We start from the raw sequence: 24,767 nt of genomic DNA, 5'->3' as shown, positions 1-24,767 counted from the left end.
TGAAGGCATGCGACCCTCAGCAACGAATCCGTCGACGCTCGGCCCTCCGATGCGTCGCGGTTGCCTACGCTCGCGCCTCATGAGCTTGGACATCTGGCCGCAAACTGCCGCTTGGCACGACGGGGAGCTGCATCTGGGAGGCGTCGGGGCCGTCGAACTGGCCCGGACGCACGGCACGCCCGCGTACGTGCTGGACGAGGCCGACTTCACCGCCCGCGCGCGGGCGTGGCTGGACGCGCTTCCCGACGGCGACGTCCACTACGGCGGCAAGGCCTTCCTCTGCCCCGAGGTGGTGCGCTGGCTCGACCGGCTCGGCCTGTCGCTCGACGTCTGCACGGGCGGCGAGCTCGCGGTGGCCATGGCCGGCGGGATGCCGCCCGAGCGGGTCGTCTTCCACGGCAACAACAAGTCTCCCGCGGAGCTGCGCCGCGCCGTGGCGTGGGGCATCGGCTGCGTGGTCGTCGACTCCTTCACCGAGATCGCCAGGCTCGCCGAGATCGCCGCCTCCCTGGGCGTGCGGCAGCGCGTGATGATCAGGGTGACGCCGGGCGTCGACCCGCACACCCACGCGTTCATCGCCACCGGCGGCGAGGACTCCAAGTTCGGCTTCTCGCTGAGCGCCGGAGCCGCCGCGCTCGCGGTGGAACGGGTGGCCGCCGAACCCTCGCTGGAGCTGTACGGCCTGCACTCCCACATCGGCTCGCAGATCTTCGAGCTGGACGCCTTCGGCACCGCCGCCGCCAGGATGGCCGGGTTCGCCGCCGAGGTCGGCGTCACCAGGCTCGACCTGGGCGGCGGACTCGGCATCGGCTACACGCCGGACGACCCCACCCCGCCGACGCCCGCCGAGCTGGTCACGGTGCTCAGGAAGGAGACGGCGGGCCTGCGCCTGGCCGTCGAGCCCGGCAGGTCCATCGCGGGGCCGTCCACGGTGGCGCTCTACGAGATCGGCACGGTCAAGGGCCCGTTCGTGAGCGTGAACGGCGGCATGAGCGACAACCCCCGCCCCGGCATGTACGGCGCCGCCTACACCGCCTCGCTCGCGGGCCGCGCCTCGGATGCCCCGCTCAGCCCGTTCACCGTGGTCGGCAAGCACTGCGAGAGCGGCGACGTGCTCGTGAGGGACGTGCCGCTGCCGGATGACGTCCGGCCTGGTGACCTGCTCGCCGTGCCGGTGTCGGGCGCCTACCAGCGCTCCATGGCCAGCAACTACAACCACGTGCCCCGGCCGCCGGTGGTGGCGGTGCGGGACGGCGAGGCGCGGGCGATCGTCCGCCGCGAGAGCGAGGAGGACCTGCTGCGGCTCTACCTGTAGAGCCCCGGACGTCACTTCACGCCGAGACCGGCAACGGTGCCGAGCTCGTGCAGCCGCCCGACCGCCTGACCGGAGGGCCGTCTCGGCGGAGAATTCTTCGGAGAAGTTCGGGAGGAGGTGTCGGAGCGGGGCGGTGGTGTTCGTAGCTGAGGTGAGGCCGCCCGCAAGAGGGCGGCGCCAAGGCGAAGGAACCGCGATCATGAAGCTGACGACCATGACTCAGGTCACCATCGACGGAGTGATGCAGGGAAACGGCGCCGCGTCGGATGACCGCAGGAACGGATTCGAGCGCGGCGGATGGGCCCTGGGGAAGGGCGACGACGAGACCAGGACGTTCATCACGCGGACCTACCAGCGCGCCGAGGCGTTCCTGTTCGGCCGGCACACCTATGAGCTGTTCGCCGGCTCGTGGGGATCGATCGACCAGATGCGCGCCCATCCCATCGGCGTGGCCTTGAACCAGGCCCCCAAGTACGTCGCCTCGACCACGCTCACCACGCCGCGCTGGGAGGACACGACCGTCCTCCGCGGTGACCTCGCGGCGGCCATCGGCGAGCTGAAGGCCAAGCCCGGGGGTGAGCTGCAGGTGCACGGCAGTGGCATCCTGATCCGGTGGCTGCTGGAGAACGACCTGGTCGACGAGATGACGCTGATCGTGATCCCGGTGATCCTCGGCCAGGGCGCGAGACTGTTCCCCGAGACCGGTCCGGATCTCGCGCTCGACCTGGTCGAGTCGCGGGTCGACTCGAAGGGCGTGACGACCCAGGTCTACCGGCCGGCCGGACGCCCGCGGTACGCGACGGCCTGAAGCCCACCACAGGAGGTGATCTCCAGATGCGATACCTGGTTTCCGTGATCGATGACAAGAGCGATCCCGGCAGCACGGACAGGCAGCCTGCCATCAGCGCGTTCAACGAACGACTGATCGCCGAGGGCTACTGGGTCTTCGCGGGCGGGCTCGCGGACACCGACGCGGCCACGGTCGTCGACAACCGGGGCGAGCAGACGGTGTTCAGCGACGGGCCTTTCGTGGAGTCGAAGGAGTACCTCGCCGGCGTCTGGGTGTGGGAGTGCCCCGATCTGGACGTGGCGCTCAGGCTCGCCGCCGAGGCGTCGAAGATCTGCGACCGGAAGCTCGAGGTGCGGCCGTTCCTGTGAACGACGTCGAGCAGGCGGTCATCCGGGCCCATCGCGACGAATGGGCGCGGGTGGTGGCGGCCCTGACCAGGCGCTTCGGCGACCTCGACATCGCCGAGGAGGCGGCGGCCGAGGCGTTCGCGACCGCCGTCGAGCGGTGGCGGGCCGACGGCCTGCCTCCCAACCCGGGCGCGTGGCTGACCACCACCGCCAACCGCAAGGCCATCGACCGGATCCGGCGGGAGAACAAGCGCGACGGCAAGCACAGGGAGGCGCAGATGGTGTACGACAACACCCCACCCGCGCCGCTGGGCGCCATCGACGACGACCGGCTCCGGCTGATCTTCACCTGCTGTCACCCGGCGCTGGCGATGGAAGCGCGCGTGGCGTTGACGCTGCGCATGGTCGGCGGTCTGACCGTGTCCGAGATCGCCCGCGCCTTCCTGGTGCAGGGGGCCGCCATGGAGCGGCGCATCACCCGCGCGAAGGCCAAGATCAAGGCGGCCGGCATCCCCTATCGGATGCCGTCCGCCGACGATCTGCCGGCTCGTGTCTCCGGCGTCCTGGCCGTCCTGTTCCTCGTCTTCAACGAGGGCTACCTGGCCAGCGGCCCCGGCACCGATCCCGTACGACACGACCTGACCACCGAGGCGATCCGGCTCACCCGCCTGATCCGCGCGCTCCTGCCGCAGGACGGAGAAGTGGCCGGGCTGCTGGCGCTGATGCTGCTCATCGAGGCCCGACGCCCCGCCCGGGTCTCGGCAGGAGGCGAACTGGTCCCCCTGACCGAGCAGGACCGCGGCGCCTGGGACGCGGAACTGATCGCCGAAGGCCACCGGCTGGTGCGCGAGCGCCTGGCCGCCGCCGCCGGCGGGGTGGCCCCGGGTCGCTATCAGATCCTCGCCGCGATCAACGCGGTGCACACCTCCGCCCGCGACATCCGCGACACCGACTGGTCGCAGGTTCTCGCCCTGTACGACCAGCTCGTCCGCCTCGACCCCTCGCCGATCATCGCACTCAACCGGGCCGTCGCCGTGGCCGAGCTCGACGGGCCGGAGGTGGCACTGGCCATCGTCGACCGCCTCGCCGAGGCGTTGGCCGGCTATCACGCCTACCACGCCACCCGCGCCGACCTGCTGCGCCGGCTGGGCCGCGGCCGGCAGTCGCGCGCGGCCTACGACCGCGCCATCGAGCTGGCCGGCAACACCGGCGAGACCGCCTATCTCACCCGCCGTCGCGACCAACTGCGGTAGCGGTCAGTAGGCGAGTTCTCCGATGCCGCCGTCGACGCGCAGGACGGTGCCGGCGGTGTAGGCGGACTCGTCGGAGGCGAGGTAGACAGCCGCCTTCGCCAGCTCGGTGGCGGTGCCGATGCGATGCAGGGGCACCGTCCGCCGGAGCTCGTCGTAGACGGCGGCCTGTCGCTCGGGGCCGAGCGACGTGAACGTGCCCGTGAGGGTCGGCCCCGGGCTCAGCCCGTTGACCCGGATGCCCCGGTCCTTCAGCTCGTAGGTCAGCCCGCGGGCGAAGGACAGCAGGCCGGCCTTGGCGGCGCCGTAGACCGCCGCGTTCTCGTGCCCGATGAAAGCGGAGACGGAGCCGACCAGGATGACCGAGGCCTGCCGTGACAGGAGCGGCAGCAGGGCCTTGATCAGGAAGAACGGCCCCTTGAGATCGGTGGCGACGAGCCGGTCGAACGCCTCCTCGGTCCATTCCTCGATCGGGAGGTGGGTGACGTCGGCGGCGTTGCTCATCACGACGTCGAGCCGCGGCCACTCCTCCCGCAGCCGCGCCGCGAGCGCCGCCTGGCCGGGCACGTCGCCGGCGTCGCTGACGATGGGCAGCAGCGGGCCGTCCAGCTGCCGGGCGGCCTCGGCCAGGCGTTCCCGCGAGCGGCCGGTGATCGCGACAGTGGCTCCCTCGGCGAGGAACTCACGGGCGGTCTCAAGCCCGATGCCGCTCGTCCCGCCCGTGATCAGTGCGTGCTTTCCCGCAAGACGACCCATTGAACTCATTTCCTCACTCGCGCCGAGGCGCGTGATTCCTGGTGACGATGACGGGCCGTCCCCGCCATCACGGGACACCCCCGGAGGCCGGCTTCCTCACTGCGGACGTGGTGCTGACCGGCATGTCCGGGGTCAGATGGCGGTGCGGCCGCCGTCGGCGGCCACGACGGCGCCGGTCACGTAACTCGCCTGCTCGCCGGCGATGAAGGCGATGACCTGGGCGACTTCGGCGGGGTCGGCGGCGCGCTTGAGCGCGGTCGTCAGTCCCATGCCGCCGAGGTCCGGGCCCATGGCCGCCACCACCTTGGAGGTGGTCATCGGGCCGGGCGACACGGCGTTGACGCGCACGTTCGAGGCGGCGAACTCGGCCGCCCAGGTGCGGGTCAGGGATTCGAGCGCCGCCTTGGTGGCGCCGTAGACCGCCATCGGCGGCATGCCCAGGCCGGCGGCGGTGGAGGTGACGTTCACGATGCTGCCGCCCCCGCCGGCGGCCATCTTCGGCGCGAGCCGGGCGACCAGGATGAACGGCGCGCGCACGTTGACGGCGAAGGCGGCGTCGTAGGCGGCGATGTCCTGGTCGGCGGTCGCGCTGAACGGGACGACGCCCGCGTTGTTGACGAGGATGTCCACCGCCCCGGCGTCCTCGGCCAGCCGCCGCACGGCCTGCGGGTCGGCCAGGTCGGCGGGAATGAAGCGCACGGTGCCGGTCGCGCTCTCCCGCACGTCGTCCACAACCTGCGCGCCGCGGTCCGGGTCCGTGCCGGTGATGATCACGTTGGCCCCGCCGCCGGCGAGGATCCTCGCTGTCGCGTGCCCGAGCCCGCCGATGGCGCCTGATCCCGTGATCAACGCCGTCTTTCCCTGGAAGTCCATGTGATCCCGCCTCTCCTCCTCTGGCGCGTCCGCGCGCCGCCGACTTCTGTGTGATCGTTCAATAAGTCGGCCGGCCCTCACCGTACGGTCTTTTGTGCGAGCGGTCAAAAAGTCGTAACCTGGGGATGTGGCACGGACGGGACGCCCCCGCGCATTCGACAAGGACCAGGCCCTGGAGCGCGCGCTCCTGCTGTTCTGGTCCCGGGGCTACGGAGCGACTTCCATTCAGGACCTCGTCGAGGTGCTGGCGCTGGAGCGGGGCAGCCTGTACGGCGCCTTCGGCGACAAGCGGCAGTTCTACCTGGCGGCGGTCCAGTTGTACTGGGACACCTACGAGCGCGAGCTGATCGCGGCGCTGGAGGCCGGGCCGGTGCTGCCGGCGCTGCGCGAGGTGCTCGCCAACCCGGCCCGGGCGCACGAGTACGCCTCCGACGCCGGCGTTCCGCAAGGGTGCATGATCGGCAACACCACCGCCGAACTGGTCCCGCAGGACGCCGAGGCCCGCGAGATCGTGGCCCGCTCGCACGCCCGCTTCACCCGGATCGTCGCCGACGCCCTACGGCGCGCGCAGGCCGCCGGCGAGGTCACCCCGGCCGCCACCCCCGAGGCCCAGGCGCAACTCCTGCTGTTCACCGTCCAGGGCCTTTCCCTGGTCTCCCGCGCCGGACTCGACACGGCCGCCGCGCTCGCCGCCGTCGACGCCCTGATCGACGCCCTTCGCGCTTGAAGGGCGTTCACCCCGGCGAGGTGGTTCGCGAAGGTCGCGGGAGCTTTCGGACAGACCATCTCTTGACGTGATCACGGCGTGGCGTAGTTGATCATCTGGGTAGAAGCCCCCTTTAGGTGCACACAGTGCAACCCACACCGCCCGCGCAATGCGGGCGCTGTGACAGTCGTACGCGTATCGGGGGGTTCGGATGCGACTGCGTGTTCTCGGGGGAGTGGGACTGGTCGCCGTCACAGCGCTGTCGGCGGGCTGCGGCTCGGAGCCCGCCACGACCAAGGTGGTCACCAAGGCCGACACGGCGGCGAAGATGAAGCAGGAACGCGCCGCCAAGGTCGCGGCCGCCGCGAAGGTCAAGGCCAACGAGCTCGGGCAGATCCCGGTGCTCATGTTCCACCGCATCATCCCCAATCCCGGCACCACGGACGACAGGACGCCCCAGCAGTTCCGCAACGACCTCGAACGCCTGGTCAAGGACGGCTACGTCCCCATCACCGCCGCCGAGATGGTCACCGGGAAGATCGACATCCCCGCGGGCAGGCACCCGGTCGTGCTCACCTTCGACGACTCCTCGCCCTCGCAGCTCACCCTCAACGAGGTGGGCGTCCCCAAGCCCGACACCGCCGTCGCCATCCTGCGCGAGGTCGCCGCCAAGCACCCGGGCTTCCGCCCGGTCGCCACCTTCTACGTCACCCGCGACATGTTCGGCAAGACGGTGCGCGAGGAGCAGGCCCAGACGCTGCAGTGGCTCAAGGACAACGGCTTCGACATCGGCAACCACACCCGCGACCACATCAACCTGCGCGGACGGTCGGAGAAGGAGGTCGAGGAGCAGATCGGCGGCATCGCGCAGCAGATCAACTCGCTCGCGTCGGTCAAGCCGGTCACCATCGCCCTCCCGTACGGCAACCAGCCCACCAAGAAGCAGTGGGCCCTGCACGGCAAGGGCTACGACCACAAGGGCGTCTTCCTGGCCGGTTACACGCCCGCCCCGGCGCCGTTCAGCAAGGCGTTCGACCCGGCCGGCATCCCGCGGATCAGGGTGATGGAGAAGAAGGGCGACTGCGTCCAGTTCTGCTCCGAGGCGTGGCTCGACTGGCTGAAGAACAACCCCGACATGATCTACACGTCCGACGGCGACCCGCGTACCGTCGCGTACCCGAAGTTCAAGAGCCCGTACCTGCGGCAGGCGTTCGCGAGCTGGAGCCTGCCGTACTAGCGCGCGCCGCGGCGCACCCGCCCCGCCGCCGCTCCTTCCGCGGGGCGGCGGGGCCCGCGGGTGGCGAACCGTGACGTCACGAACGGTTAACAGCCGCCTGTGAAGTTGCGGGGCATCGTAAAGTTTGCCTCGATGGGGTTCAGCACACGTGGGGATGACGAATGCCGCAGATATCGCCGCTGGTGGCCGGCGATCCCACTCAGCTGGGGTCGTTCCGGCTGACCGGGCGCATCGGGGAGGGCGGCCAGGGCATCGTCTATCTGGGGGTCAGTGATCAGGGCGAGCGCGCGGCGATCAAGCTGCTGCACGTCAAGTTCACCGGTGACACGATCGCGAGGTCGCGCTTCGCGCGCGAGTTGAAGGCGGCGCAGCGGGTCGCGTCGTTCTGCACGGCCAGGGTCATCGAGGCCGACCTCGACGGCAACACCCCGTACATCGCGAGCGAGTACATCGACGGCCGGCCGCTCAGGGAGATCGTCGAGACCGACGGGCCGCTCAGCGGCACCGTGCTCGACCGGCTCGCCATCGGCACGGCCACCGCGCTCACCGCGATCCACCACGCCGCGATCGTCCACCGCGACTTCAAGCCCGACAACGTGCTGATCGCCGCCGACGGTCCCCGGGTGGTCGACTTCGGCATCGCGCGCATCATCGACTCGACGGGCACGATCACCAGCAGGGCCATCGGCACGCCCGCGTACATGGCGCCCGAGCAGATCGCGGGCGACGACGTCGGCCCGTACACCGACGTCTTCTCCTGGGGCGCCACCATCGCGTACGCGGCCACGGGCAGGGCCGTCTTCGACGGCAACTCGATCGCGGTGGTGCTCAACCGCATCCTGAACCACGAGGTCGACGTCAGCATGATGCCGGAGCCGCTGCGCGGCGTGGTGCGCTCGGCGCTGGCGAAGTCGGCGGCCGACCGGCCGTCCGCCGACCAGATCCTGCTGCGCCTGCTCGGGCAGCCGGAGACGGCGGGCGCGTCCACGGCGGTGCTCAGCCAGGGCGTGCAGGTGGCCAGCGACGACACCACTCCGTTCAGCCGCGTGACGGTCACCGACAAGCCCACCTCCGGCGGCGCGCCAGGCGGGCCCACCAGGGAGAGCGGGGAGGCGCACGCGGGGGTTCCCGACGCGGCCTCCCGGCACACGGGCGGCGACGTCCCCGGCCCCGGCCCCCAGAATGCGACCTCCGGGCACACGGGCGGCGGTGTGGCCGCTCACGGCGCGCTCTCCGTCCCCGACGGGCCGGGCTCGCTCACCGTGCCGCCGGCCGGCCAGGCGCCTGTCCCCGCCGGGCGGCGCAGGACGGGGCGCTGGATCGCGCTGGCCGTCGTGATCCTCCTGATCGCCGCCGCAGCGGTGCTGACCGTGCTGAACGGCTGGCACCGGCTGGCGTTCGGCGCCGACCCCGGCCCAGGGCCGTCCACCGGCGCGGACGCCGGCAAGTTACCGCCCGCCTCGCTCGTCGACAGGGTGGCTCAGACCGGCAGGATCACGATCGGGGTCAAGGGCGACCTGCCCGGCATCGGCCTGCAGAACGGCGAGTCGTTCGACGGCTTCGACGTGGAGCTCGCCCGGCGCATCGCCGCCGCCCTGCAGGCCAAGGACGTCTCCGTCGTCAGGGTCAGCAGGGGCGACAGGGCGGAGGCGCTGGCCTCGGGCAAGGTGGACCTGGTCGTGGCGACGTACTCGATCGACCCGGGGGAGAAGGTGCAGTTCGCGGGGCCGTACTACGTGGCGCACCGCGACATCCTGGTCCGCCAGGGCAGTGGCATCGACACGCTGGCCGACCTCAGGGGCAAGCGGATCTGCGCGCCCAACAGCCCGTCGGTGGGCGACGTCCAGGACCGCGTGGCCGTCGAGCCGGTGCCCGCCCCCGACTACGGCGAGTGCATGAACCTGCTGCGCGGCGGCGGGGTCGACGCCGTCCCCGGCGAGGACCTCATCCTGGCGGGCTTCGCGGGCCGCGAGAGCATCCGCTACAAGGTGCTGGGCGTGAAGCTGAGCAACGAGCGCTACGCCGTCGGCATCAGGCAGGGCGACCTGAAGACCTGCAAGGCGGTCAGCGGCGTCATCGCCGACCTCTACCGCGACAAGACCATGAAGCGGCTCCTGACCAGGTACTTCGGTAAGGTCGACTTCGCACCTGAGCAGAAGGTGCCCGCGATGGAACCCTGCCGATGACGAGCGGGTAACATCCGAAAGTCAATGATTCGTCCCACGAGTTAGGGGAAGGCATGGCCACGCCCGTCAAGGTGACCGTCACGGGAGCCGCCGGTCAGATCGGCTACGCACTGCTGTTCCGCATCGCGTCGGGCCACCTGCTCGGCGCGGACGTCCCGGTGCAGCTGAGTCTGCTGGAGATCCCGCAGGCGGTGAAGGCGGCCGAGGGCACGGCCATGGAGCTCGACGACTGCGCCTTCCCGCTGCTGTCGGGCATCGAGATCACCGACGACCCGAACGTGGCGTTCGACGGCGCCAACGTCGCGCTGCTCGTCGGCGCCATGCCGCGCAAGGCCGGCATGGAGCGCGGTGACCTGCTCAGCGCCAACGGCGGCATCTTCGGCCCGCAGGGCAAGGCCATCAACGACCACGCCGCCGACGACATCAAGGTCCTCGTCGTGGGCAACCCGGCCAACACCAACGCGCTCATCGCGCAGCGGCACGCGCCCGACGTCCCGGCCGAGCGCTTCACCGCGATGACCCGCCTCGACCACAACCGCGCGCTGTCGCAGCTCGCGGCCAAGCTCCAGGTGCCGGTCACCGAGATCAAGCACATGACGATCTGGGGCAACCACTCCTCCACGCAGTACCCCGACCTGTTCCACACCGAGGTCGGCGGCAAGATCGCGGCCGAGCAGGTCGAGAGCGAGTGGCTGCGCGACACGTTCATCCCGACGGTGGCCAAGCGCGGCGCCGCCATCATCGACGCCCGCGGCGCCTCCTCGGCGGCCTCCGCCGCCAACGCGGCCATCGACCACGTCCACGACTGGGTCAACGGCACCGACTGGACGTCCGCCGCGATCGTCTCCGACGGCTCGTACGGCGTGCCCGAGGGCATCATCTCGTCCTTCCCCGTCCGGGCGCAGGGCGGCAGGTTCGAGATCATCCAGGGCCTGGAGATCGACCCGTTCTCCCGCGAGCGCATCGACGCCAGCGTGCGCGAGCTGCTGGAGGAGCGCGACGCGGTCAAGAGCCTCGGCCTGATCTGACCCTTCCCGGCCCTTCCCGCGCCCTTTTCGCGTGGGCCGGGAAGCGGCCCGGTCGGGAACCTTCGCGAAGGCGCGCGTCCCACGCACGGGGCGCGCGCCTTTCGCGTGTCCGCCCGTCGTCTCCGTCGCCGTGCGGCGTGGTGCCGGGCACGGCGGGGCGCTCACGCGCCGGGGAGCGCCGCCCAGGCGTCGGCGACGATGTCGCGCAGCGACGGCCGCTCCGCCTTCCACCCCAGCTCGCGCTGTATCTTGGCGGAAGAGGCGACAAGCACGGCCGGATCGCCAGCACGGCGCGGCCCCATGACGGCGGGAATCTCGTGACCGGTGACCTCTCGGCAGACCGAGATCACCTCCTGCACGCTGAAGCCGGTGCCGCTGCCCAGGTTGTAGATCTCGTGGCGGCCCTCGGCGATCGAGTCGAGCGCGAGGAGGTGCGCCCTCGCGAGGTCCGAGACGTGGACGTAGTCGCGCACGCAGGTGCCGTCGGGCGTCGGGTAGTCGCTGCCGAACACGTTCACCGACTCGCGCTCGCCCGTGGCGACCTTGAGCACGTTCGGGATGAGGTGGGTCTCGACGGCGTGGCGCTCGCGGAAGCGGCCGTGGGCGCCGGCCACGTTGAAGTAGCGCAGGCTCACCGCGCCGAGGCCCCGGATGGCGGCGTACGCCGACAGCGCGGTGTCCACGGCCAGCTTCGAGGCGCCGTACGGGTTCGTCGGGCGGGTCGGGTCGCTCTCCTCGATGGGGGAGCGCTCGGGCTCGCCGTACGTGGCGGCCGTCGAGGAGAACACGATCCTGCGCACGCCCTTCGCGTGCATCGCCTCCAGCAGCGCCAGCGTGCCGCCCAGGTTGTGCGCCCAGTACAGTCCGGGCTTCTCCACGGACTCACCGACCAGCGACTTCGCCGCGAAGTGCAGCACGGCCTCCACGCCGTCGAGGGCGTCGCCGGCCTCGGCGATGTCGGCCTTGACGAACCGCGCACCGTCGGGCACGGCGTCCTCGTGCCCGGTGGACAGGTCGTCGAGCACGGTCACCTCGTGGCCCGCCTCGACGAGTTGCGCCGCGACGACGCTTCCCACGTATCCGGCCCCTCCGGTGACGAGCAGTCTCATGTGTACTCCTGAGCGAATATGTTTGATTTTGTACGCCTCGCCGTTCAGCATACGCGGGAAAGCTCCCGTATACGCTGCCAACCACCATGTTTGACACCGTCGCGGCCAGCATCGCCCTGGTCCTGCTGTTCATCCTGATCGGCGGGTTCTTCGCCGCGGCTGAGATCGCGATGGTCTCCCTGCGCGAGAGCCAGGTGCGCAAACTCGCTCAGAAGGGCCGCAGGGGAGAGCGGGTGGCCAAGCTCGCGCGCGACCCCAACCGCTTCCTGTCCGCCGTCCAGATCGGCGTGACCGTCGCCACCATGCTGTCCGCCGCGTTCGGCGCCGACAGGCTCGGCGTGCAGCTCCAGCCCGTCCTCGTCCGCTGGGGCGTACCGGTCGGCCTCGCCTCCGTGCTCGCCCTCGTGCTGGTCACGCTGGCCATCTCGTACGTGTCGCTGGTGCTCGGCGAGCTCGCGCCCAAACGGCTCGCGCTGCAGCGGGCCGAGGGGTTGTCGCTGTTCGTCGCGCCCTTCCTCGACCGCATCGCCGTCCTGTCGCGCCCGGTCATCTGGGCGCTGTCGAAGTCCACCGACGGCGTCGTCCGGCTGCTCGGCGGCAACCCGGCCGCCCGCAGGGAGGAGGTCAGCACCGAGGAGCTGCGCGACATGGTGGTGGGGCACACCGAGCTGACCGCCGACGAGCGCCACCTGATCGGCGAGGTGTTCGCGGCGGGCAAGCGCCAGCTCCGCGAGGTCATGCTGCCGCGCACCGAGGTGGAGTTCATGCGGGCCGACACGCCGCTGGCCGACGCCGCCCGGCTGGCCGCCGGGCTGCCGCACTCGCGCTTCCCCGTCTACCGGGAGTCGTACGACGAGATCGTGGGATTCGTCCACGTCAGGGACCTGCTGGACCCGAGCCTGGCGGGACGCGCCGAGCCGGTCGGCGCGCTCGTGCCGATCCGGCCCGTCAAGTTCGTGCCCGCCTCGAAACGCCTGCTCAGCACCCTGAACGAGATGCGCGACGAGGGCCAGCACCTCGCCATCGTGGTGGACGAGTACGGCGGCACCGCCGGCATCGTCACGCTGGAGGACCTCGTCGAGGAGCTCGTCGGCGACATCAGGGACGAGTACGACGTCGAGGACCACACCGTCGTCCTGCCCGCGGGCGAGATTGAGATCGACGGGCTGACCAACCTCAACGACTTCGCGGCCGAGACCGGCATCAAGCTGCCGGACGGGCCGTACGAGACGCTGGCCGGGTTCGTGATGGCCATGCTCGGCCACCTGCCCGCCGCGGGCGAGAGCGTGGAGATCCCCGGCTTCGACCTGACCGTGACCGAGCTGGACGGGCGCCGCATCGCTAGAGTGAGAGTGAAACGCCGGGCGCTCGTCGAGTCGCCGCCCGACCAGGATTCCTGACACAATTGCCTGCTATGGCCAGACCTCGTGTACTCTCCGGCATCCAGCCCACAGCGGACTCCTTCCACCTGGGCAACTACCTGGGTGCGGTCCGGCAGTGGGTCACCCTGCAGGAGACCCACGACGCCTTCTACTGCGTGGTCGATCTCCACGCCATCACCGTGCCCACCGAGCCCGCCGCGCTGCGCCGCCGCAGCCGCGTCGCCGCCGCGCAGATGTTCGCCGCCGGGCTCGACCCTGAGCGCTCCACCGTGTTCGTCCAGTCGCACGTTCGCGAGCACACCGAGCTCGCCTGGGTGCTGATCTGCCTCACCGGTATGGGCGAGGCCGCCAGGATGACGCAGTTCAAGGACAAGTCCGCGAGGTTCGGCGAGAGCGCCGCGAGCGTCGGGCTGTTCACGTACCCGATCCTCCAGGCCGCCGACATCCTGCTCTACCAGGCCGACCGCGTGCCGGTCGGCGCCGACCAGAAGCAGCACCTGGAGCTCACCCGCGACCTCGGCCAGCGCTTCAACCACCGCTTCGGCGACACGTTCGTCCTGCCGGAGCCGTACATCCCGAAGGAGGTCGAGAAGATCACCGACCTCCAGGACCCTAGCGCGAAGATGTCGAAGTCGTCGTCGAGCCCCGCGGGCATCCTGGAGGTGCTGGAGCAGCCCGGTCCGCTGCGCAAGAAGGTGATGCGCGCCGTCACCGACACGGGCTCCGAGGTGCTCTTCGACGAGGTGAACAAGCCGGGCGTCTCCAACCTGCTGCGCATCCACTCCGCCCTCACCGGCACGCCGATCCCCGAGCTGGTCACCCGCTTCGAGGGGCAGGGGTACGGCGCCTTCAAGAAGGAGGTGGCGGAGGCCGTGGTCGACGCGTTCGCCCCGATCCGGGAGCGTACGGAGAAGCTCCTGTCCGACGAGGCCGAGCTCGACCGCATGCTCGCCATCGGCGCGGAGCGCGCGTCGGCGGTGGCCCGCCAGACCATGGAGCTGGTCCGCGACCGCGTGGGCTTCCTCCCGAAGCCGTAGCCGCGTCAGGCGTCGCGAAGGGCCGTCCGGGCACCCGCCCGGACGGCCCTTCGCATGAGCACGTGCGCCGGCTTTCGCGCACCATGCGGCATGCGGCGCGTCAGCGGAACCCGACGTTGCCAGCGGCGCGTCAGCGGAAGCGGCGGCGGCCCACCACGAGGAGGACCTCGCGCAGGGCGTCGGCGGCCTGACGGACGGTCTGCTCGGGCACCCCGGCCATGACCTCCTCGTGGGCCCGTGACGACGCCTCCAGCGCGGCGTTCGCCACCCGCTCGCCCTCGGGGGTGAGCCGCACCCACCGGCTGCGGGCGTCGCCCGGGTCGTCGGCGCGTTCGACGTAGCCGGCCGCCGCGAGGCGCTGCAGCACGTTGCTGGTGCCGCCGGAGGTCAGGAAGAGCGACTTCGACAGCTCGCTCGGCTTCATGCGGTGCGGGGGAGCGGCGCGGGTGAGCGCGGCCAGCACGTCGAACTCCGCGTACGTCAGCCCGAGGTCGGCCAGTTCCGTCTTGAGCGCCTGTTCGAAGAGCAGGTTGAGCCGGGACACCCGCTTGCCGAGCTCGATGCCGGCGATGAGGGCCGACGGCATCCCTGACTGCTCCCAGCGGGGGACCAGGGCGTCGATCTCGTCATGCGGCACGTCTCCGAGGATACTCACGACGCAGATTGCTTTCCTAAAAGCTTTTCTCTAAGCTTCCGGCTCATGCAAACGCTCATCAAGAACGGCACCGTCATCGACACCGAGCCCGAGCCCGTGGTGCTCGGCCGCGTGGACGTCCGCATCGAGGGCGGCCGCGTCGCCGAGGTCGGCCCCGAGCTGGACGCGCCTCCCGGCGCCGAGGTCATCGACGCCGCCGGCCGCCTCGTCCTGCCCGGCTTCGTCGACACCCACCGCCACACCTGGCAGGCCGCCATCAGGGCCGCCGTGCCCGACGTCGGCTTCGATGGCTACCTGGGCCGCGTGCTGGGCGAGCTGGCGCCCCGCTACCGCCACGAGGACGTCTACGTGGGCAACCTGGCGGGAGCGCTGGAATGCCTCGACGCCGGCATCACGACGCTGCTCGACTGGTCCCACATCCAGCTCACGCCCGGCCACACCGACGCGGCCCTGCAGGCCCTGCGCGACTCCGGCGTCAGGGCGGTGTTCGGCTACTGCCACGGCGGCGAGCCCGGCGCGTTCGCCGCCGAGACCCGCAGGGTGCGCGCGGCCATCCCCGAAGGCGGCCTGCTCACCATGGCCATGGCCGCGTTCGGCCCCGAGATCGCCCCCGAGGAGCACGCCGACGAGGAGCTGCGCCTGGCGCGCGAGCTGGGCCTGCCCGTCACCGCCCACCTGGGCGTGAGCGGCGCGGAGAGCGCCGCGCGCGGGCTGGCGTTCCTGGAGGCGCGCGGCTGGCTGAACGAGGACGTCACCTACATCCACGCGACCTCCTACGACGACGAGGACCTCAAGCGCATCGCCGGCAGCGGCGGCGCCGTGTCGGTCTCGCCCCTCGACGAGATGACGCTCGGCATGGGCTACCCCGTCACCGGCCGGGCCAGGGCGGCGGGCATCCCGACGGCCTTCGGCATCGACACGGTGACCTGCGCCCCCGGCGACATGTTCAGCGTCATGCGGACGGCGTACGTGCTGGAGCGGGGCAGGCCGGGCGGCGGCGCGATCACCACCCGCGACGTGCTGCGCATGGCCACCTCGGAGGGGGCGCGGGTGGCCGGGCTCGCCGGGGTCGCCGGGTCGCTGCGGCCCGGCGCGCAGGCCGACGTGGTGCTGCTGAGCACCGCCACGCTCGGCATGGCCGCCGCGCAGGACCCGATCGGCGCGGTCGTGCTGAACGCCGACACCTCCTGCGTCGAGACCGTCCTCGTCGCCGGGCGGGTCGTCAAGCGCGACGGGCGGCTGCTGCACCACGACGTGCCCGCGGTGCTCGGCGCACTGGCGGAGTCGGCGGCTGCCCTGGTATGACCTGATCGCCACCCTTTCACCGGGGTAGGGAACTTCCCTGGGAGAGGGCATGATGCGGAGACTGACCGAGCGGATCGCGGCGGCGCGGGCCTGGGGCCGCCGCAGGGTGGACTACTGGCGGGTGCGCAGGCTCTCGCTCGACCACGCGATCAGGGCGGTCCAGCGGTACCAGGTCCAGTCGGGCGACCGGCTGGCGGGCGCGGTGACGTACTTCGCGTTCCTGTCGTTCTTCCCGCTGGTGGCGCTGGCGTACGCCGTGCTCGGGTTCGTGGTCTCGACGAGCGAGACGACCAGACGGGCGCTCGCCCAGGCCATCGAGGAGCGGCTGCCCGGCCTCGCCACCCAGCTCGACCTGCAGGCCATCGGCAGCGCCAGGGCGACGGCCGGGATCATCGGCCTGCTCGGCCTCCTGTACGCGGGGCTCGGGGCGCTCGACGCGCTCAGGGGCGCGCTGCGCGAGATGTCGATGACGACGACGCCCCCGCTGAACTGGTTCCTCGGCAAGCTGCGCGACCTGGTCTCGCTCGTCCTCATCGGCGTGACGCTGATCGTGTCGGTGCTGGTGGCGGGCTTCGCCACGACCGCCACGGACAAGGTGGTGCACGCCCTGTTCGGCGCGGACTCGACGTTCGCGACGGTCCTGCTCAGGGTGGCCGCGGTGCTCGCCGGGGTCGGCGCGGACTGGCTGCTGTTCGTCATCCTGCTGGGCTGGGTGGCCAGGCCGACGGCGCCGTTCCACGCCATCGCCAAGGGCGCGCTGCTCGGCGCGATCGGCTTCGGGGTGCTCAAGCAGCTCGCGACGCTGCTGCTCGGGCACACGCTGAGCAATCCGGTCTACGGCACGTTCGCGGTCATCGTGGGGCTGCTGATCTGGATCAACTTCTCGGCCAGGCTGGTGCTCCTCGTGGCGGCGTGGACGGCGACCTCGGGGCTGTGCCCGCCGCCGTCGCCCACGCCGATCCCGTCGGAGAGCGTGTCATAGCCTCCTGCGGCGCCTGATCCCGTACCCGAGCCAGACCAGGCCGAACAGCAGGCCGCCGCCGATGACGATCGCGCCGATCGTGTACGTGGAGCCGTTCTGCCTGGACGCGGAGGCGTCGAGCAGCGAGGGCCGGGCGGCCGGGGTGGCCTGGCCGGTGGGGGCCGCCGCCTGCGGGGCCCGCTGCGCCTGCGGCGGGGTGTCGGGCAGCGGGTCGACGAGCCGTCCGACCGGCTGCGCCTTGCCCCGCACGGCGAAGCCCCAGTCGAGCAGCTTGGCCACTTCCTCCCAGAAGTAGCCCTCGTGGCGCATGATCGCGACGAGGACGGTGTGGCCGCCGCGGGTGGCGGCGCCGACGAAGCTGCCCTGCGCCTTGGACGTCCAGCCGTTCTTGACGCCGATCGTGCCCTGGTAGCGCCACAGCAGCTTGTTGTGGTTGCTGATCTCGTAGTAGTTCTTGGGCGCGGGGAACTTGGCGGTCTTCGTGCTGACGTAGCGGCGGAAGTCGGGGTTGGCGAGCCCGGCGCGGGCGATCAGCGCCAGGTCGTACGCCGAGCTGCTCTGGCCGGGCTGGTCGAGGCCGCTCGGCGTCTTGGCCACCGTGTCGTACGCCTGCAGCCGGTGCGCCTCGGCGTTCATGTCGCGCATGGTCTTGGCGACGCCGCCGTTCGTCTCGGCCAGCGCCATGGCGGCGTCGTTGCCGGACGACATCATGAGCGCCCGGAACAGGTCGTCCACCTTGTACGTCATCTTGGGCGTGAGCCCGACGGCGGTGCCCTCCTGGTTGCAGGCGTTGGCGCTGGGCCGCACCTTGCGGTTCTTGTCCAGTTTGGGCAGGAGGGTGACGGCGGTCAGCATCTTCTGCGTGCTGGCCGGGAGGTAACGGCCGTGTGGGTCCTTGGCCGCGAGCACGTCGCCGGTGTCGAGGTCCGCTATCACGTAGGACGTAGCCTTGGTCTTGGGAGGCGCGTCCACGCCCGCCGGCCGCACCAGGCCGTGGCTGCCCAGCGCCTCTCCGCCCACCGGCGTGTTCGGTGTGGCGTGCGCTGTCGCGTCCGGTACGACCGTGAACGTGACAGCGGTGAGAAGTGCCGTAACAGGCACGATTTTGGTCCACATGGCGGTCTCAGCGTAGCTTCGCTCGAATGTCCATGTGGCGACACTTCCCCCGAAGATCCGCCCTCGATACTAGAGAGATGGTCATGTCACGAAAGATCGCCGGATTCCTCGTCGCGCTCGCCGCGTTCATGGTCTTCGAATGGGTGAACCTGGGGTTCAACCTGGCCGACGGTCATCCGACCGGCTTCTACGTGGTGCACGGCATCCTGATCGCGGTGAACATCCTCCTGGCGGTGGTGCTGGCGGTGATCGGCTGGCACGGGCTCAGGAGCCGCAGAGCAGGTCTCTCGTGAGCCGGTGCAGCTCGTCGGCCTCCTCGCGGGAGTCGCCGATCGAGGTGAAGCCCAGTTTCCCGTACTCGGGCACCGCTCCCAGCAGGTGGAACACGTTCCCCGTCCGGGTCACCGGGTCGAAGCCGATCCCGAGCCGCTCGGCGGTCTTCACGATGTCGCGCGGCGTGCGTCCGCGCAGGCCGGCGGCCGAGCAGTTGTCCGTCGCCTGGTAGTACTTCGGCCGGTCCCCGGCCATGAGCAGGCCCGTGGCGGGGTCGTAGGTCGCGCCGGTGGTCATCAGGGCCGCCCCGTACGGGTGGGTGGTGCCGCCGATCCGCAGGTTGATCTCGCACAGCAGCGCGGCGTAGCCGGCGTCGGTCTTGAGCGCGAAGAAGTCCATCCCGAAGACGCCCACGACGCCCCGCTCGGCGAGGACCTTGGCGATCCTGGCGGCGGACTCTCCCACGAGCGAGCGGTACTCGGGCGCGGCGGGGAACGTGCAGCCCTGGTAGACGTCGTTGTTCGGGCCGCCGAGCACCTGGTCGTGGGTGGCGAGCACCTCGGCGTGGCCGCCGGGCGTGACGCGGGCGAGGGCGCTGGGGTGGTGGAGCGGCTGGTGCTCGATGAACTCCTCGGCCACGGCCCCCCGCTGGGCGATCTTGGCGGTGAACGTCTCCCAGGTCTCGCCCTCGGCGGAGAACCTGGTGAGCGACCTGTCGGCCTTGAGCACGATGGCGTTGCCGAGCCCGGAGTAGCCGTCGTTCAGCTTGACGATGACCCGCTCGCCGGGCAGCGCCTCGACGGCCTCCTCGATCTGGGCGGCCGAGCGCAGGTCGCCGAAGCCGCGCGCCATGGGCACGCCGGCGGTCAGGCCCACCTCGCGCGCGCCGCTCTTGGAGCCGTAGGAGGCGAGCGCCGTGGCGGGGCCGTAGATCGGGATGCCGAGCAGCGCGGCGAGCTCCTCCTCCGGCTCCCCGAGCACGAACGGCACGAGGCAGGCGTCGCCGTCGACGGCCTCCCTGAGGCGCTCGATCACGTCGGGACGCCTCAGCAGGGTCGTCGTCAGCGGCTGGGACCACGGCTCGTCGAGGCTGACCATCTCCAGGCGCTCGGCGGCGCCGTCGGGGTCGGGCAGGAAACTGAGGTAGTAGTCGACGATGTCGGGGTCGATCGGGACGGAGGAGACGTAGACCACCTTCACCCGGGGTTCGCGGAGGGTCATCAGCAGGAAGAGCAGGCGCTCCTCGTACGACCTGACCGCCTTGATGCGGCGCAGCTCGTCCTGGGGGAGAGTGAGCGAGGGCACGACCACCAGGGTCCCCTCACTCGGCTCGAAGATGCTCAACCCGGCATACTTCTCCCCGAACGGGATTTTAGTGATCATATGGCGAGTGAAACACGCATTCTTCCCGAAATCAGCCATCGCCGAAGTGTGATGACCATGACGGAAGGTGACAGGATTCGAAATCCGTGACCACGTTTGGGAGTGGCGACATTGGGTCACCATCTAATGATCCCTTGTGACTACGTCGTAGTCAGGAAAGTGGTTACGTACGGTGATGACCTGCGGTTACGGTCGTGCAATCGGCTAACTTTTGGTGTACTTGTCGGCGAGCAGCCAGGCGAGAGCGATAAAGTCGAACCATCGCCATCGGGCTCGCGGCTGATCGTCGCGTACCTGGGCTGCAGCAGTACCGGCGACCGATGAACGCAAGCCCGTGCTGACGATCTCTCGCGCACCGACACCAGACGGTTGTGGCATGTGATTTCGCCGAGCGGCTGCTCCACCGGGTGGCTGCAGCGGGACACATCGTAAATGACAGTGCTAAAGCCGCGCTCGGCGGGCAGGTGTAGAGGCGGCATGAACGGGATGGTGACTGATGCGGGGACGTGAGCTCCTGGGGGAACTAGACGCGTTCCTGACGGAGACCGAAAGGGACCTCGTGGCGTTCCGCCGCGACCTTCACATGCACCCTGAACTGGCCTTCGCGGAATACCGCACGACGCAGAAGATCGCCGAACGGCTCACCGCCGCCGGCCTCACGCCCTCGGTGCTGCCACGCGGCACCGGGCTCATCTGCGACGTGGGCAGCGGCGACGGCCCGACGGTGGCGCTGCGCGCGGACATCGACGCGCTCCCCCTCCAGGATGAGAAGGACGTCTCCTACCGCTCGACCGTCCCCGGCGTGTGCCACGCGTGCGGCCACGACGTCCACACCACCGCCCTCCTCGGCACCGGCCTCTTCCTCGCCCAGCAGGCGGCGGCGGGGCTGCTGCCCGGCCGGGTCCGCCTGCTCTTCCAGCCCGCGGAGGAGCTGCCGGGCGGCGCCCTCGAGGTCATGGCGCACGGCGGCATCAGCGGCGTCGACCGTGTCTTCGCGCTGCACTGCGACCCGCGCGTCGACGTCGGCCAGCTCGGCATCCGCTCCGGCCCCATCACGGCCGCCTGCGACCGGGTCGTCGTCAGGGTGTCCGGGCCCGGCGGCCACACCTCCCGCCCGCACCTGACGGCCGACCTCGTCTTCGCCCTCGCCAAGATCCTCACCGAGCTGCCCGCCGCGCTGTCGCGCCGCGTCGACCCGCGCTCCTCGCTCAGCCTCGTCTGGGGCCGGGTCGAGGCCGGCTCCGCGGCCAACGCCATCCCGAACGACGGCATCGCCGAGGGCACCATCCGCTGCCTCGACGAGGAGGCCTGGCACGCCGCCCCCGACCTCATCAAGTCGCTGCTGGAGTCCGTGGCGAGCGCGTACGGCATCGAGGCGGCCATGGAGTACACCCGCGGCGTCCCGCCCGTGGTGAACGACGAGGTCAGCGTCGAGATGCTGGGCGAGGCCGCCGAGCGGGCGCTGGGCGCGGGCTCCGCCGTGCCCACGCCGCAGTCGCTCGGCGGCGAGGACTTCGCCTGGTACCTCGAGTCTGTCCCCGGCGCCCTGGCCCGGCTGGGCACGCGCACGCCCGGCGGCCTCACCTACGACATCCACCAGGGCAGCTTCGACGTCGACGAGCGGTCGATCGCCATGGGCGTCCGCGTCATGGCCACCACGGCGCTGACCGCGCTGTGGGAGGTCACGCCGCTCGACGCCGTCTCCACCGTCGTCGCCTGACGCGGGCGGCGGTCACGTCAGCGGGTCGCCCGCCACCGGCAGCGTCAGCGACGAGCGGCCGGGTGCGACGGTCACCGTCGTGCCCGGCGGGTAGCGCAGGGTGAAGTCGCGATCGGTCGAGATGATCACCAGGCCCAGCCGGTGGCCCCGCTTGACCACGTACTCCTTCGGCTGGAGGTCCCAGGTGAAGGAGTACTCCTTGCCCGGGCGCAGCGGCTCGGTCCGGTCGGCCGCGTGCCGGTTGCGCACGTCCAGCCAGCCCCTCGTGACGATCGTGAACGGCGTCTCGCTCGTGCCCAGCCGCCGCAGCGCCGTGCAGCCGGTGTCACCCGGCACCCCCTGGCCGTAGCAGTACGTCTCCCCGGTCGGCACCAGCGTGCCGTTCGGGCGGACGTCCGTGCCGTAGTCGACCAGCAGCGCCGTCAGGTACGGCGAGGCCCCGTCGCGCAGCGACGCCCGGACGTTCACCGTCGGCGTGCCGGAGATCCGCAGGTCGGCGGGCAGTTCCTCGGTCAGGTAGGCCAGCCGGTTCGGGTCGGCCGCCGGCGCGGTGCCCGCGAGCTGCTCCGCGGTGCGGGTCTTCTGGTCGGTGAACGACTCCTTGGACGCGGCCGGCCGCGGGTGCGTGCCGAGCGTGCCGCCGGGGCCAGGGCGCAGCCGCACCTGCCTGGTGCCGGGCAGCGGCCACGAGGCGTGCCGCTCCCACCGGCCGGGCGCGATCTCCACGTCGGCCTGCGGCTCGCGCGTGACGCCCGAGTCGATGCCGTACAGCCAGTGGTCGAACCAGCCGTGGAGCTGGCGCAGCCACTCGGCGGTGCGCAGGTTGAAGGGGTTCATGTGGGTGCCCTGGTGCAGCCAGATCTTGCGCGGGACGTTCTGGCGGCTCAGCGCGTACCACCACTGGGCGAACTGCTTGGTCTTGACGTTCCAGTCGTTGAGCCCGTGCACGAGGAAGACGCTGGCCTTCACGTTGCGGACGTCCTTGAGGTAGTCGCGCGCCGCCCACAGCGGGCTGTGGTCGCCGGTGACGCGGTCCTGGCCCGCCGTGATGGCGTCGATGACGCCGCCGCAGACCTCCTGGCCGTTCTCCCTGGTCAGGACGTACTTGGCCAGCACGTCGAGGTCCTCGCCCTGGTAGCCGCCCGGGGCGACGACGCCGCCGTTGGCGCGGTAGTAGTCGTACCAGCTGGAGATGGCGGCGATCGGGACGATCGTCTTGAGGCCCTCGACGCCGGTGGCGGCGACGGCGTTGGGCAGCGTGCCGTTGTAGGAGACGCCGATCATGCCGACGTTCCCCGTGGACCAGGTCGCCTCGACGGGGCGGCCGTCCGCGTCGAAGCCCTTCGCGCGGCCGTTCAGCCAGTCGATGGCGGCCTTGGGGCCGGCGGTCTCGTTGGCGTCGCCCGAGGTGGGGCAGCCGGTGGCGCGTCCGCTGCCGAGGTTCTCCACCAGCGCGACGGCGTACCCGCGGGGCAGGAAGTAGTTGTCGTAGTAGCCGTCGAACGGTTCGGCGGCGAGCTTGTTCTGCTCGGCGAGCAGCGCGGGGAGCGGGTCGCCGTTCTCGTCCACGTCCACCGGGTGGTTGGGGACGTCGTTGCCGCCCGCGTAGTACGGGCTGGCCTCCATGATCACTGGGACCTTCAGCCCCTGCTCGGTCTCCTTGGGCCGCAGGATGTCCACGGCGACCCGGTCGGGCCTGCCGTCGTGGTCGCTGTCGGTCCCCTCCACCTCGACGTACACCGTCTGCTTGACGGCGTCGGCGCGGGAGAAGACGGGCTGGGTGGCGTTGTCCTCGATCGAGACGGCCGGGACGGGCTGGGCCGTCGCCGGCGCGGTTCCCGCCGTGGCCGCGACCAGCGTCGCGACCGCGGCGGGAACCGCCAGGGCCTTCCAAGGGCGCATACGGGACTCCGTGACGAAATTTCCACCGACAAGCGGAATCTCTGCCATGATCGCCTCCACGGCAAGAGCTCCCGATGTCCCAAAATTGGGTAAAACTTGGAACCCCTGCGCCAGGGTCCGCTTCGAGGTGTTCAGGTCACGGACGCGACTGATGTCGATAACGGAGCGGTTTCGACCCTGTGTGCCGGTTTGGTGTGCCCTGGTCAAGCAACTATCTTCCGTGCAGATGCCGTACGTTCCTTCGCGCCTGCGATGAAGTCCGACGGCGAGTGAAATGGGAGGGAGTCGACTTGCTCGGCAAGCGATTCAGCAGGATTGCGGTCGGTTCCGTGGCCGGTGTCCTGCTCATGGCGGCCGCGGCCTGCGGTGGCAGCGGCAACGGTGGGGACACCTCGGCCAGCACGGCGTCGAGCGGCGGCACGAGCAGCGAGGCGTCGAAGAGCGGTCTGAAGGTCGGCCTCGCCTTCGACGTGGGCGGCCGCGGCGACAAGTCGTTCAACGATGCCGCGTACGCCGGCCTGGAGAAGGCCAAGAGCGAGCTGAAGGCCGACATCAAGGAGCTGAGCCCCGCCGCCGACGGTTCCAACCGCGGTGAGCTGCTGCGCCAGCTCGCGGACGCCGGCTACAACCCGATCATCGGCGTCGGCTTCGCCTACGGCGAGGACATCAAGAAGGCCGCCGAGGAGTACCCCGACATCCAGTTCGCGGTCGTGGACTCCGCCTCCAACGCCCCGAACGTCACCGGCCTGCTGTTCGCCGAGGAGCAGGGCTCGTACCTGGCCGGCGTCGCGGCCGCCACCAAGGCGAAGAGCGGCCACGTCGGCTTCGTCGGCGGCGTCGAGAACGACCTGATCAAGAAGTTCGAGGCGGGCTTCGTGGCCGGCGTGAAGTCGGTCAAGGCGGACGCCAAGATCGACGTGAAGTACCTCACCCCCGACGGCGACTTCAGCGGCTTCAAGGCCCCCGACAAGGGCAAGGTCGCGGCCGAGAAGATGTTCCAGGACGGCGCGGAGATCGTCTACCACGCCGCCGGCGACTCCGGCCTCGGCGTGTTCCAGGCGGCGGCCGCCGCCGGCAAGAAGGCGATCGGCGTCGACTCCGACCAGCGCCAGACCGTCAAGGAAGCCGACCTGCAGTCGGTCATCATGACCTCCATGCTCAAGCGCGTGGACGTCGCGGTGTTCGAGTTCGTCAAGGCCTTCCAGGGCGGCGCGAAGGGCGGCAGCAACACCGTCTACGACCTCAAGGTCGACGGCGTCGGCCTGTCCACCACCGGTGGGGAGATCGACGACATCAAGGACAAGCTCGACGCTGCCAAGAAGGACATCGTCGACGGCAAGATCACCGTTCCGGCCAAGCCGTAATCTGGGCAGGAACGTCGCCTGAGGGCCCGGAGTCGGTAACTTCGGGCCTTC

22 protein-coding genes are annotated in these 24,767 nt (G+C 70.8%); 15 read left to right on the top strand and 7 right to left on the bottom strand.

Annotation, left to right across the window (positions count from 1 at the left end; genetic code table 11):
• The first annotated feature begins 79 nt into the window (after positions 1 to 79).
• The 4 genes from lysA to BMX74_RS20385 all read left to right on the top strand — a co-directional run bounded on the left by lysA (position 80) and on the right by BMX74_RS20385 (position 3,705).
• Positions 80 to 1,315: a diaminopimelate decarboxylase gene (gene lysA / locus BMX74_RS20400; RefSeq protein ID WP_236714999.1), complete on the top strand. Its 1,236-nt coding sequence runs from the start codon at positions 80 to 82 to the stop codon at positions 1,313 to 1,315.
• Positions 1,316 to 1,514: 199 nt separating this feature from the next.
• Positions 1,515 to 2,123, top strand: a complete 609-nt coding sequence (locus tag BMX74_RS20395) for a dihydrofolate reductase family protein (RefSeq protein WP_055506518.1) — start codon at positions 1,515 to 1,517, stop codon at positions 2,121 to 2,123.
• A 26-nt stretch (positions 2,124 to 2,149) separates the two neighbouring features.
• On the top strand, positions 2,150 to 2,473 hold the full coding sequence (locus tag BMX74_RS20390; protein ID WP_055506519.1) for a YciI family protein: 324 nt from the start codon (positions 2,150 to 2,152) through the stop codon (positions 2,471 to 2,473).
• The gene (locus BMX74_RS20385) at positions 2,470 to 3,705 is read left to right on the top strand and encodes an RNA polymerase sigma factor (protein WP_091102167.1); all 1,236 of its coding nucleotides are present in this window, start codon (positions 2,470 to 2,472) and stop codon (positions 3,703 to 3,705) included. The genes BMX74_RS20390 and BMX74_RS20385 overlap by 4 nt, the downstream gene beginning before the upstream one ends.
• 3 nt (positions 3,706 to 3,708) lie before the next feature.
• Here BMX74_RS20385 and BMX74_RS20380 read toward each other — a convergent pair whose 3' ends face one another.
• Both BMX74_RS20380 and BMX74_RS20375 read right to left on the bottom strand, forming a co-directional pair.
• On the bottom strand, positions 3,709 to 4,458 hold the full coding sequence (locus tag BMX74_RS20380; RefSeq protein ID WP_055506521.1) for an SDR family oxidoreductase: 750 nt from the start codon (positions 4,456 to 4,458) through the stop codon (positions 3,709 to 3,711).
• Between the two features lie 132 nt (positions 4,459 to 4,590).
• On the bottom strand, positions 4,591 to 5,331 hold the full coding sequence (locus BMX74_RS20375; RefSeq protein ID WP_055506522.1) for an SDR family NAD(P)-dependent oxidoreductase: 741 nt from the start codon (positions 5,329 to 5,331) through the stop codon (positions 4,591 to 4,593).
• A 127-nt stretch (positions 5,332 to 5,458) separates the two neighbouring features.
• Here BMX74_RS20375 and BMX74_RS20370 point away from each other — a divergent pair, with 127 nt between their 5' ends.
• The 4 genes from BMX74_RS20370 to BMX74_RS20355 all read left to right on the top strand — a co-directional run bounded on the left by BMX74_RS20370 (position 5,459) and on the right by BMX74_RS20355 (position 10,488).
• Positions 5,459 to 6,058: a TetR/AcrR family transcriptional regulator gene (locus BMX74_RS20370; RefSeq protein ID WP_055506523.1), complete on the top strand. Its 600-nt coding sequence runs from the start codon at positions 5,459 to 5,461 to the stop codon at positions 6,056 to 6,058.
• A 190-nt stretch (positions 6,059 to 6,248) separates the two neighbouring features.
• Positions 6,249 to 7,274, top strand: a complete 1,026-nt coding sequence (locus tag BMX74_RS20365) for a polysaccharide deacetylase family protein (RefSeq protein ID WP_055506524.1) — start codon at positions 6,249 to 6,251, stop codon at positions 7,272 to 7,274.
• 161 nt (positions 7,275 to 7,435) lie between these two features.
• Entirely contained in the window at positions 7,436 to 9,460 is a 2,025-nt protein-coding gene (locus BMX74_RS20360; protein WP_091102164.1) for a protein kinase domain-containing protein, read from the top strand.
• Between the two features lie 53 nt (positions 9,461 to 9,513).
• Positions 9,514 to 10,488 (top strand): malate dehydrogenase, encoded by a 975-nt coding sequence (locus BMX74_RS20355; protein ID WP_055506526.1) that lies wholly within the window; start codon positions 9,514 to 9,516, stop codon positions 10,486 to 10,488.
• A 161-nt stretch (positions 10,489 to 10,649) separates the two neighbouring features.
• Here BMX74_RS20355 and galE read toward each other — a convergent pair whose 3' ends face one another.
• Complete coding sequence (gene galE, locus BMX74_RS20350; protein ID WP_091102163.1) at positions 10,650 to 11,597, bottom strand: UDP-glucose 4-epimerase GalE; 948 nt, start codon at positions 11,595 to 11,597, stop codon at positions 10,650 to 10,652.
• A gap of 86 nt (positions 11,598 to 11,683) precedes the next feature.
• On the opposite strand from galE, the gene BMX74_RS20345 reads away from it, so the two are divergent.
• Both BMX74_RS20345 and trpS read left to right on the top strand, forming a co-directional pair.
• Positions 11,684 to 12,997 carry a hemolysin family protein gene (locus tag BMX74_RS20345; RefSeq protein WP_055506528.1) on the top strand — a complete coding sequence of 438 codons (1,314 nt, stop codon included), beginning with the start codon at positions 11,684 to 11,686 and terminating at the stop codon, positions 12,995 to 12,997.
• A 14-nt stretch (positions 12,998 to 13,011) separates the two neighbouring features.
• A complete protein-coding gene (gene trpS, locus BMX74_RS20340; RefSeq protein WP_091102160.1) occupies positions 13,012 to 14,016 on the top strand; it encodes a tryptophan--tRNA ligase in 1,005 nt (334 codons plus the stop codon).
• 130 nt (positions 14,017 to 14,146) lie between these two features.
• Here trpS and BMX74_RS20335 read toward each other — a convergent pair whose 3' ends face one another.
• The gene (locus tag BMX74_RS20335) at positions 14,147 to 14,653 is read right to left on the bottom strand and encodes a MarR family winged helix-turn-helix transcriptional regulator (protein ID WP_091102158.1); all 507 of its coding nucleotides are present in this window, start codon (positions 14,651 to 14,653) and stop codon (positions 14,147 to 14,149) included.
• A gap of 63 nt (positions 14,654 to 14,716) precedes the next feature.
• Here BMX74_RS20335 and BMX74_RS20330 point away from each other — a divergent pair, with 63 nt between their 5' ends.
• Positions 14,717 to 15,976: an amidohydrolase family protein gene (locus tag BMX74_RS20330; protein ID WP_055506531.1), complete on the top strand. Its 1,260-nt coding sequence runs from the start codon at positions 14,717 to 14,719 to the stop codon at positions 15,974 to 15,976.
• A 49-nt stretch (positions 15,977 to 16,025) separates the two neighbouring features.
• On the top strand, positions 16,026 to 16,958 hold the full coding sequence (locus BMX74_RS20325; RefSeq protein WP_236715000.1) for a YihY/virulence factor BrkB family protein: 933 nt from the start codon (positions 16,026 to 16,028) through the stop codon (positions 16,956 to 16,958).
• Here the strand turns inward: BMX74_RS20325 and BMX74_RS20320 are convergent.
• The gene (locus BMX74_RS20320) at positions 16,953 to 18,059 is read right to left on the bottom strand and encodes a D-alanyl-D-alanine carboxypeptidase family protein (RefSeq protein WP_256257044.1); all 1,107 of its coding nucleotides are present in this window, start codon (positions 18,057 to 18,059) and stop codon (positions 16,953 to 16,955) included. The two genes, BMX74_RS20325 and BMX74_RS20320, sit on opposite strands and share 6 nt — an antisense overlap.
• Positions 18,060 to 18,157: 98 nt before the next feature.
• On the opposite strand from BMX74_RS20320, the gene BMX74_RS20315 reads away from it, so the two are divergent.
• On the top strand, positions 18,158 to 18,367 hold the full coding sequence (locus BMX74_RS20315; protein ID WP_256257043.1) for an SCO4848 family membrane protein: 210 nt from the start codon (positions 18,158 to 18,160) through the stop codon (positions 18,365 to 18,367).
• Here BMX74_RS20315 and BMX74_RS20310 read toward each other — a convergent pair.
• On the bottom strand, positions 18,339 to 19,730 hold the full coding sequence (locus BMX74_RS20310; protein WP_055506534.1) for a peptide ligase PGM1-related protein: 1,392 nt from the start codon (positions 19,728 to 19,730) through the stop codon (positions 18,339 to 18,341). The genes BMX74_RS20315 and BMX74_RS20310 overlap by 29 nt on opposite strands.
• A 496-nt stretch (positions 19,731 to 20,226) precedes the next feature.
• On the opposite strand from BMX74_RS20310, the gene BMX74_RS20305 reads away from it, so the two are divergent.
• A complete protein-coding gene (locus BMX74_RS20305; protein WP_055506535.1) occupies positions 20,227 to 21,450 on the top strand; it encodes a M20 family metallopeptidase in 1,224 nt (407 codons plus the stop codon).
• A gap of 12 nt (positions 21,451 to 21,462) precedes the next feature.
• On the opposite strand, the gene BMX74_RS20300 is transcribed toward BMX74_RS20305, so the two are convergent.
• Positions 21,463 to 23,352, bottom strand: a complete 1,890-nt coding sequence (locus BMX74_RS20300) for a Xaa-Pro dipeptidyl-peptidase (RefSeq protein ID WP_055506536.1) — start codon at positions 23,350 to 23,352, stop codon at positions 21,463 to 21,465.
• A gap of 329 nt (positions 23,353 to 23,681) precedes the next feature.
• Here BMX74_RS20300 and BMX74_RS20295 point away from each other — a divergent pair, with 329 nt between their 5' ends.
• Entirely contained in the window at positions 23,682 to 24,716 is a 1,035-nt protein-coding gene (locus BMX74_RS20295) for a BMP family lipoprotein (protein ID WP_256257042.1), read from the top strand.
• Positions 24,717 to 24,767: the final 51 nt, after the last annotated feature.

The organism is Nonomuraea pusilla (genome assembly GCF_900109355.1).
GTDB classification, from domain to species: domain Bacteria; phylum Actinomycetota; class Actinomycetes; order Streptosporangiales; family Streptosporangiaceae; genus Nonomuraea; species Nonomuraea pusilla.
The sequence above is the reverse complement of the archived record's forward strand: the minus strand, read 5'-3'. Positions and strand labels throughout refer to the sequence as shown.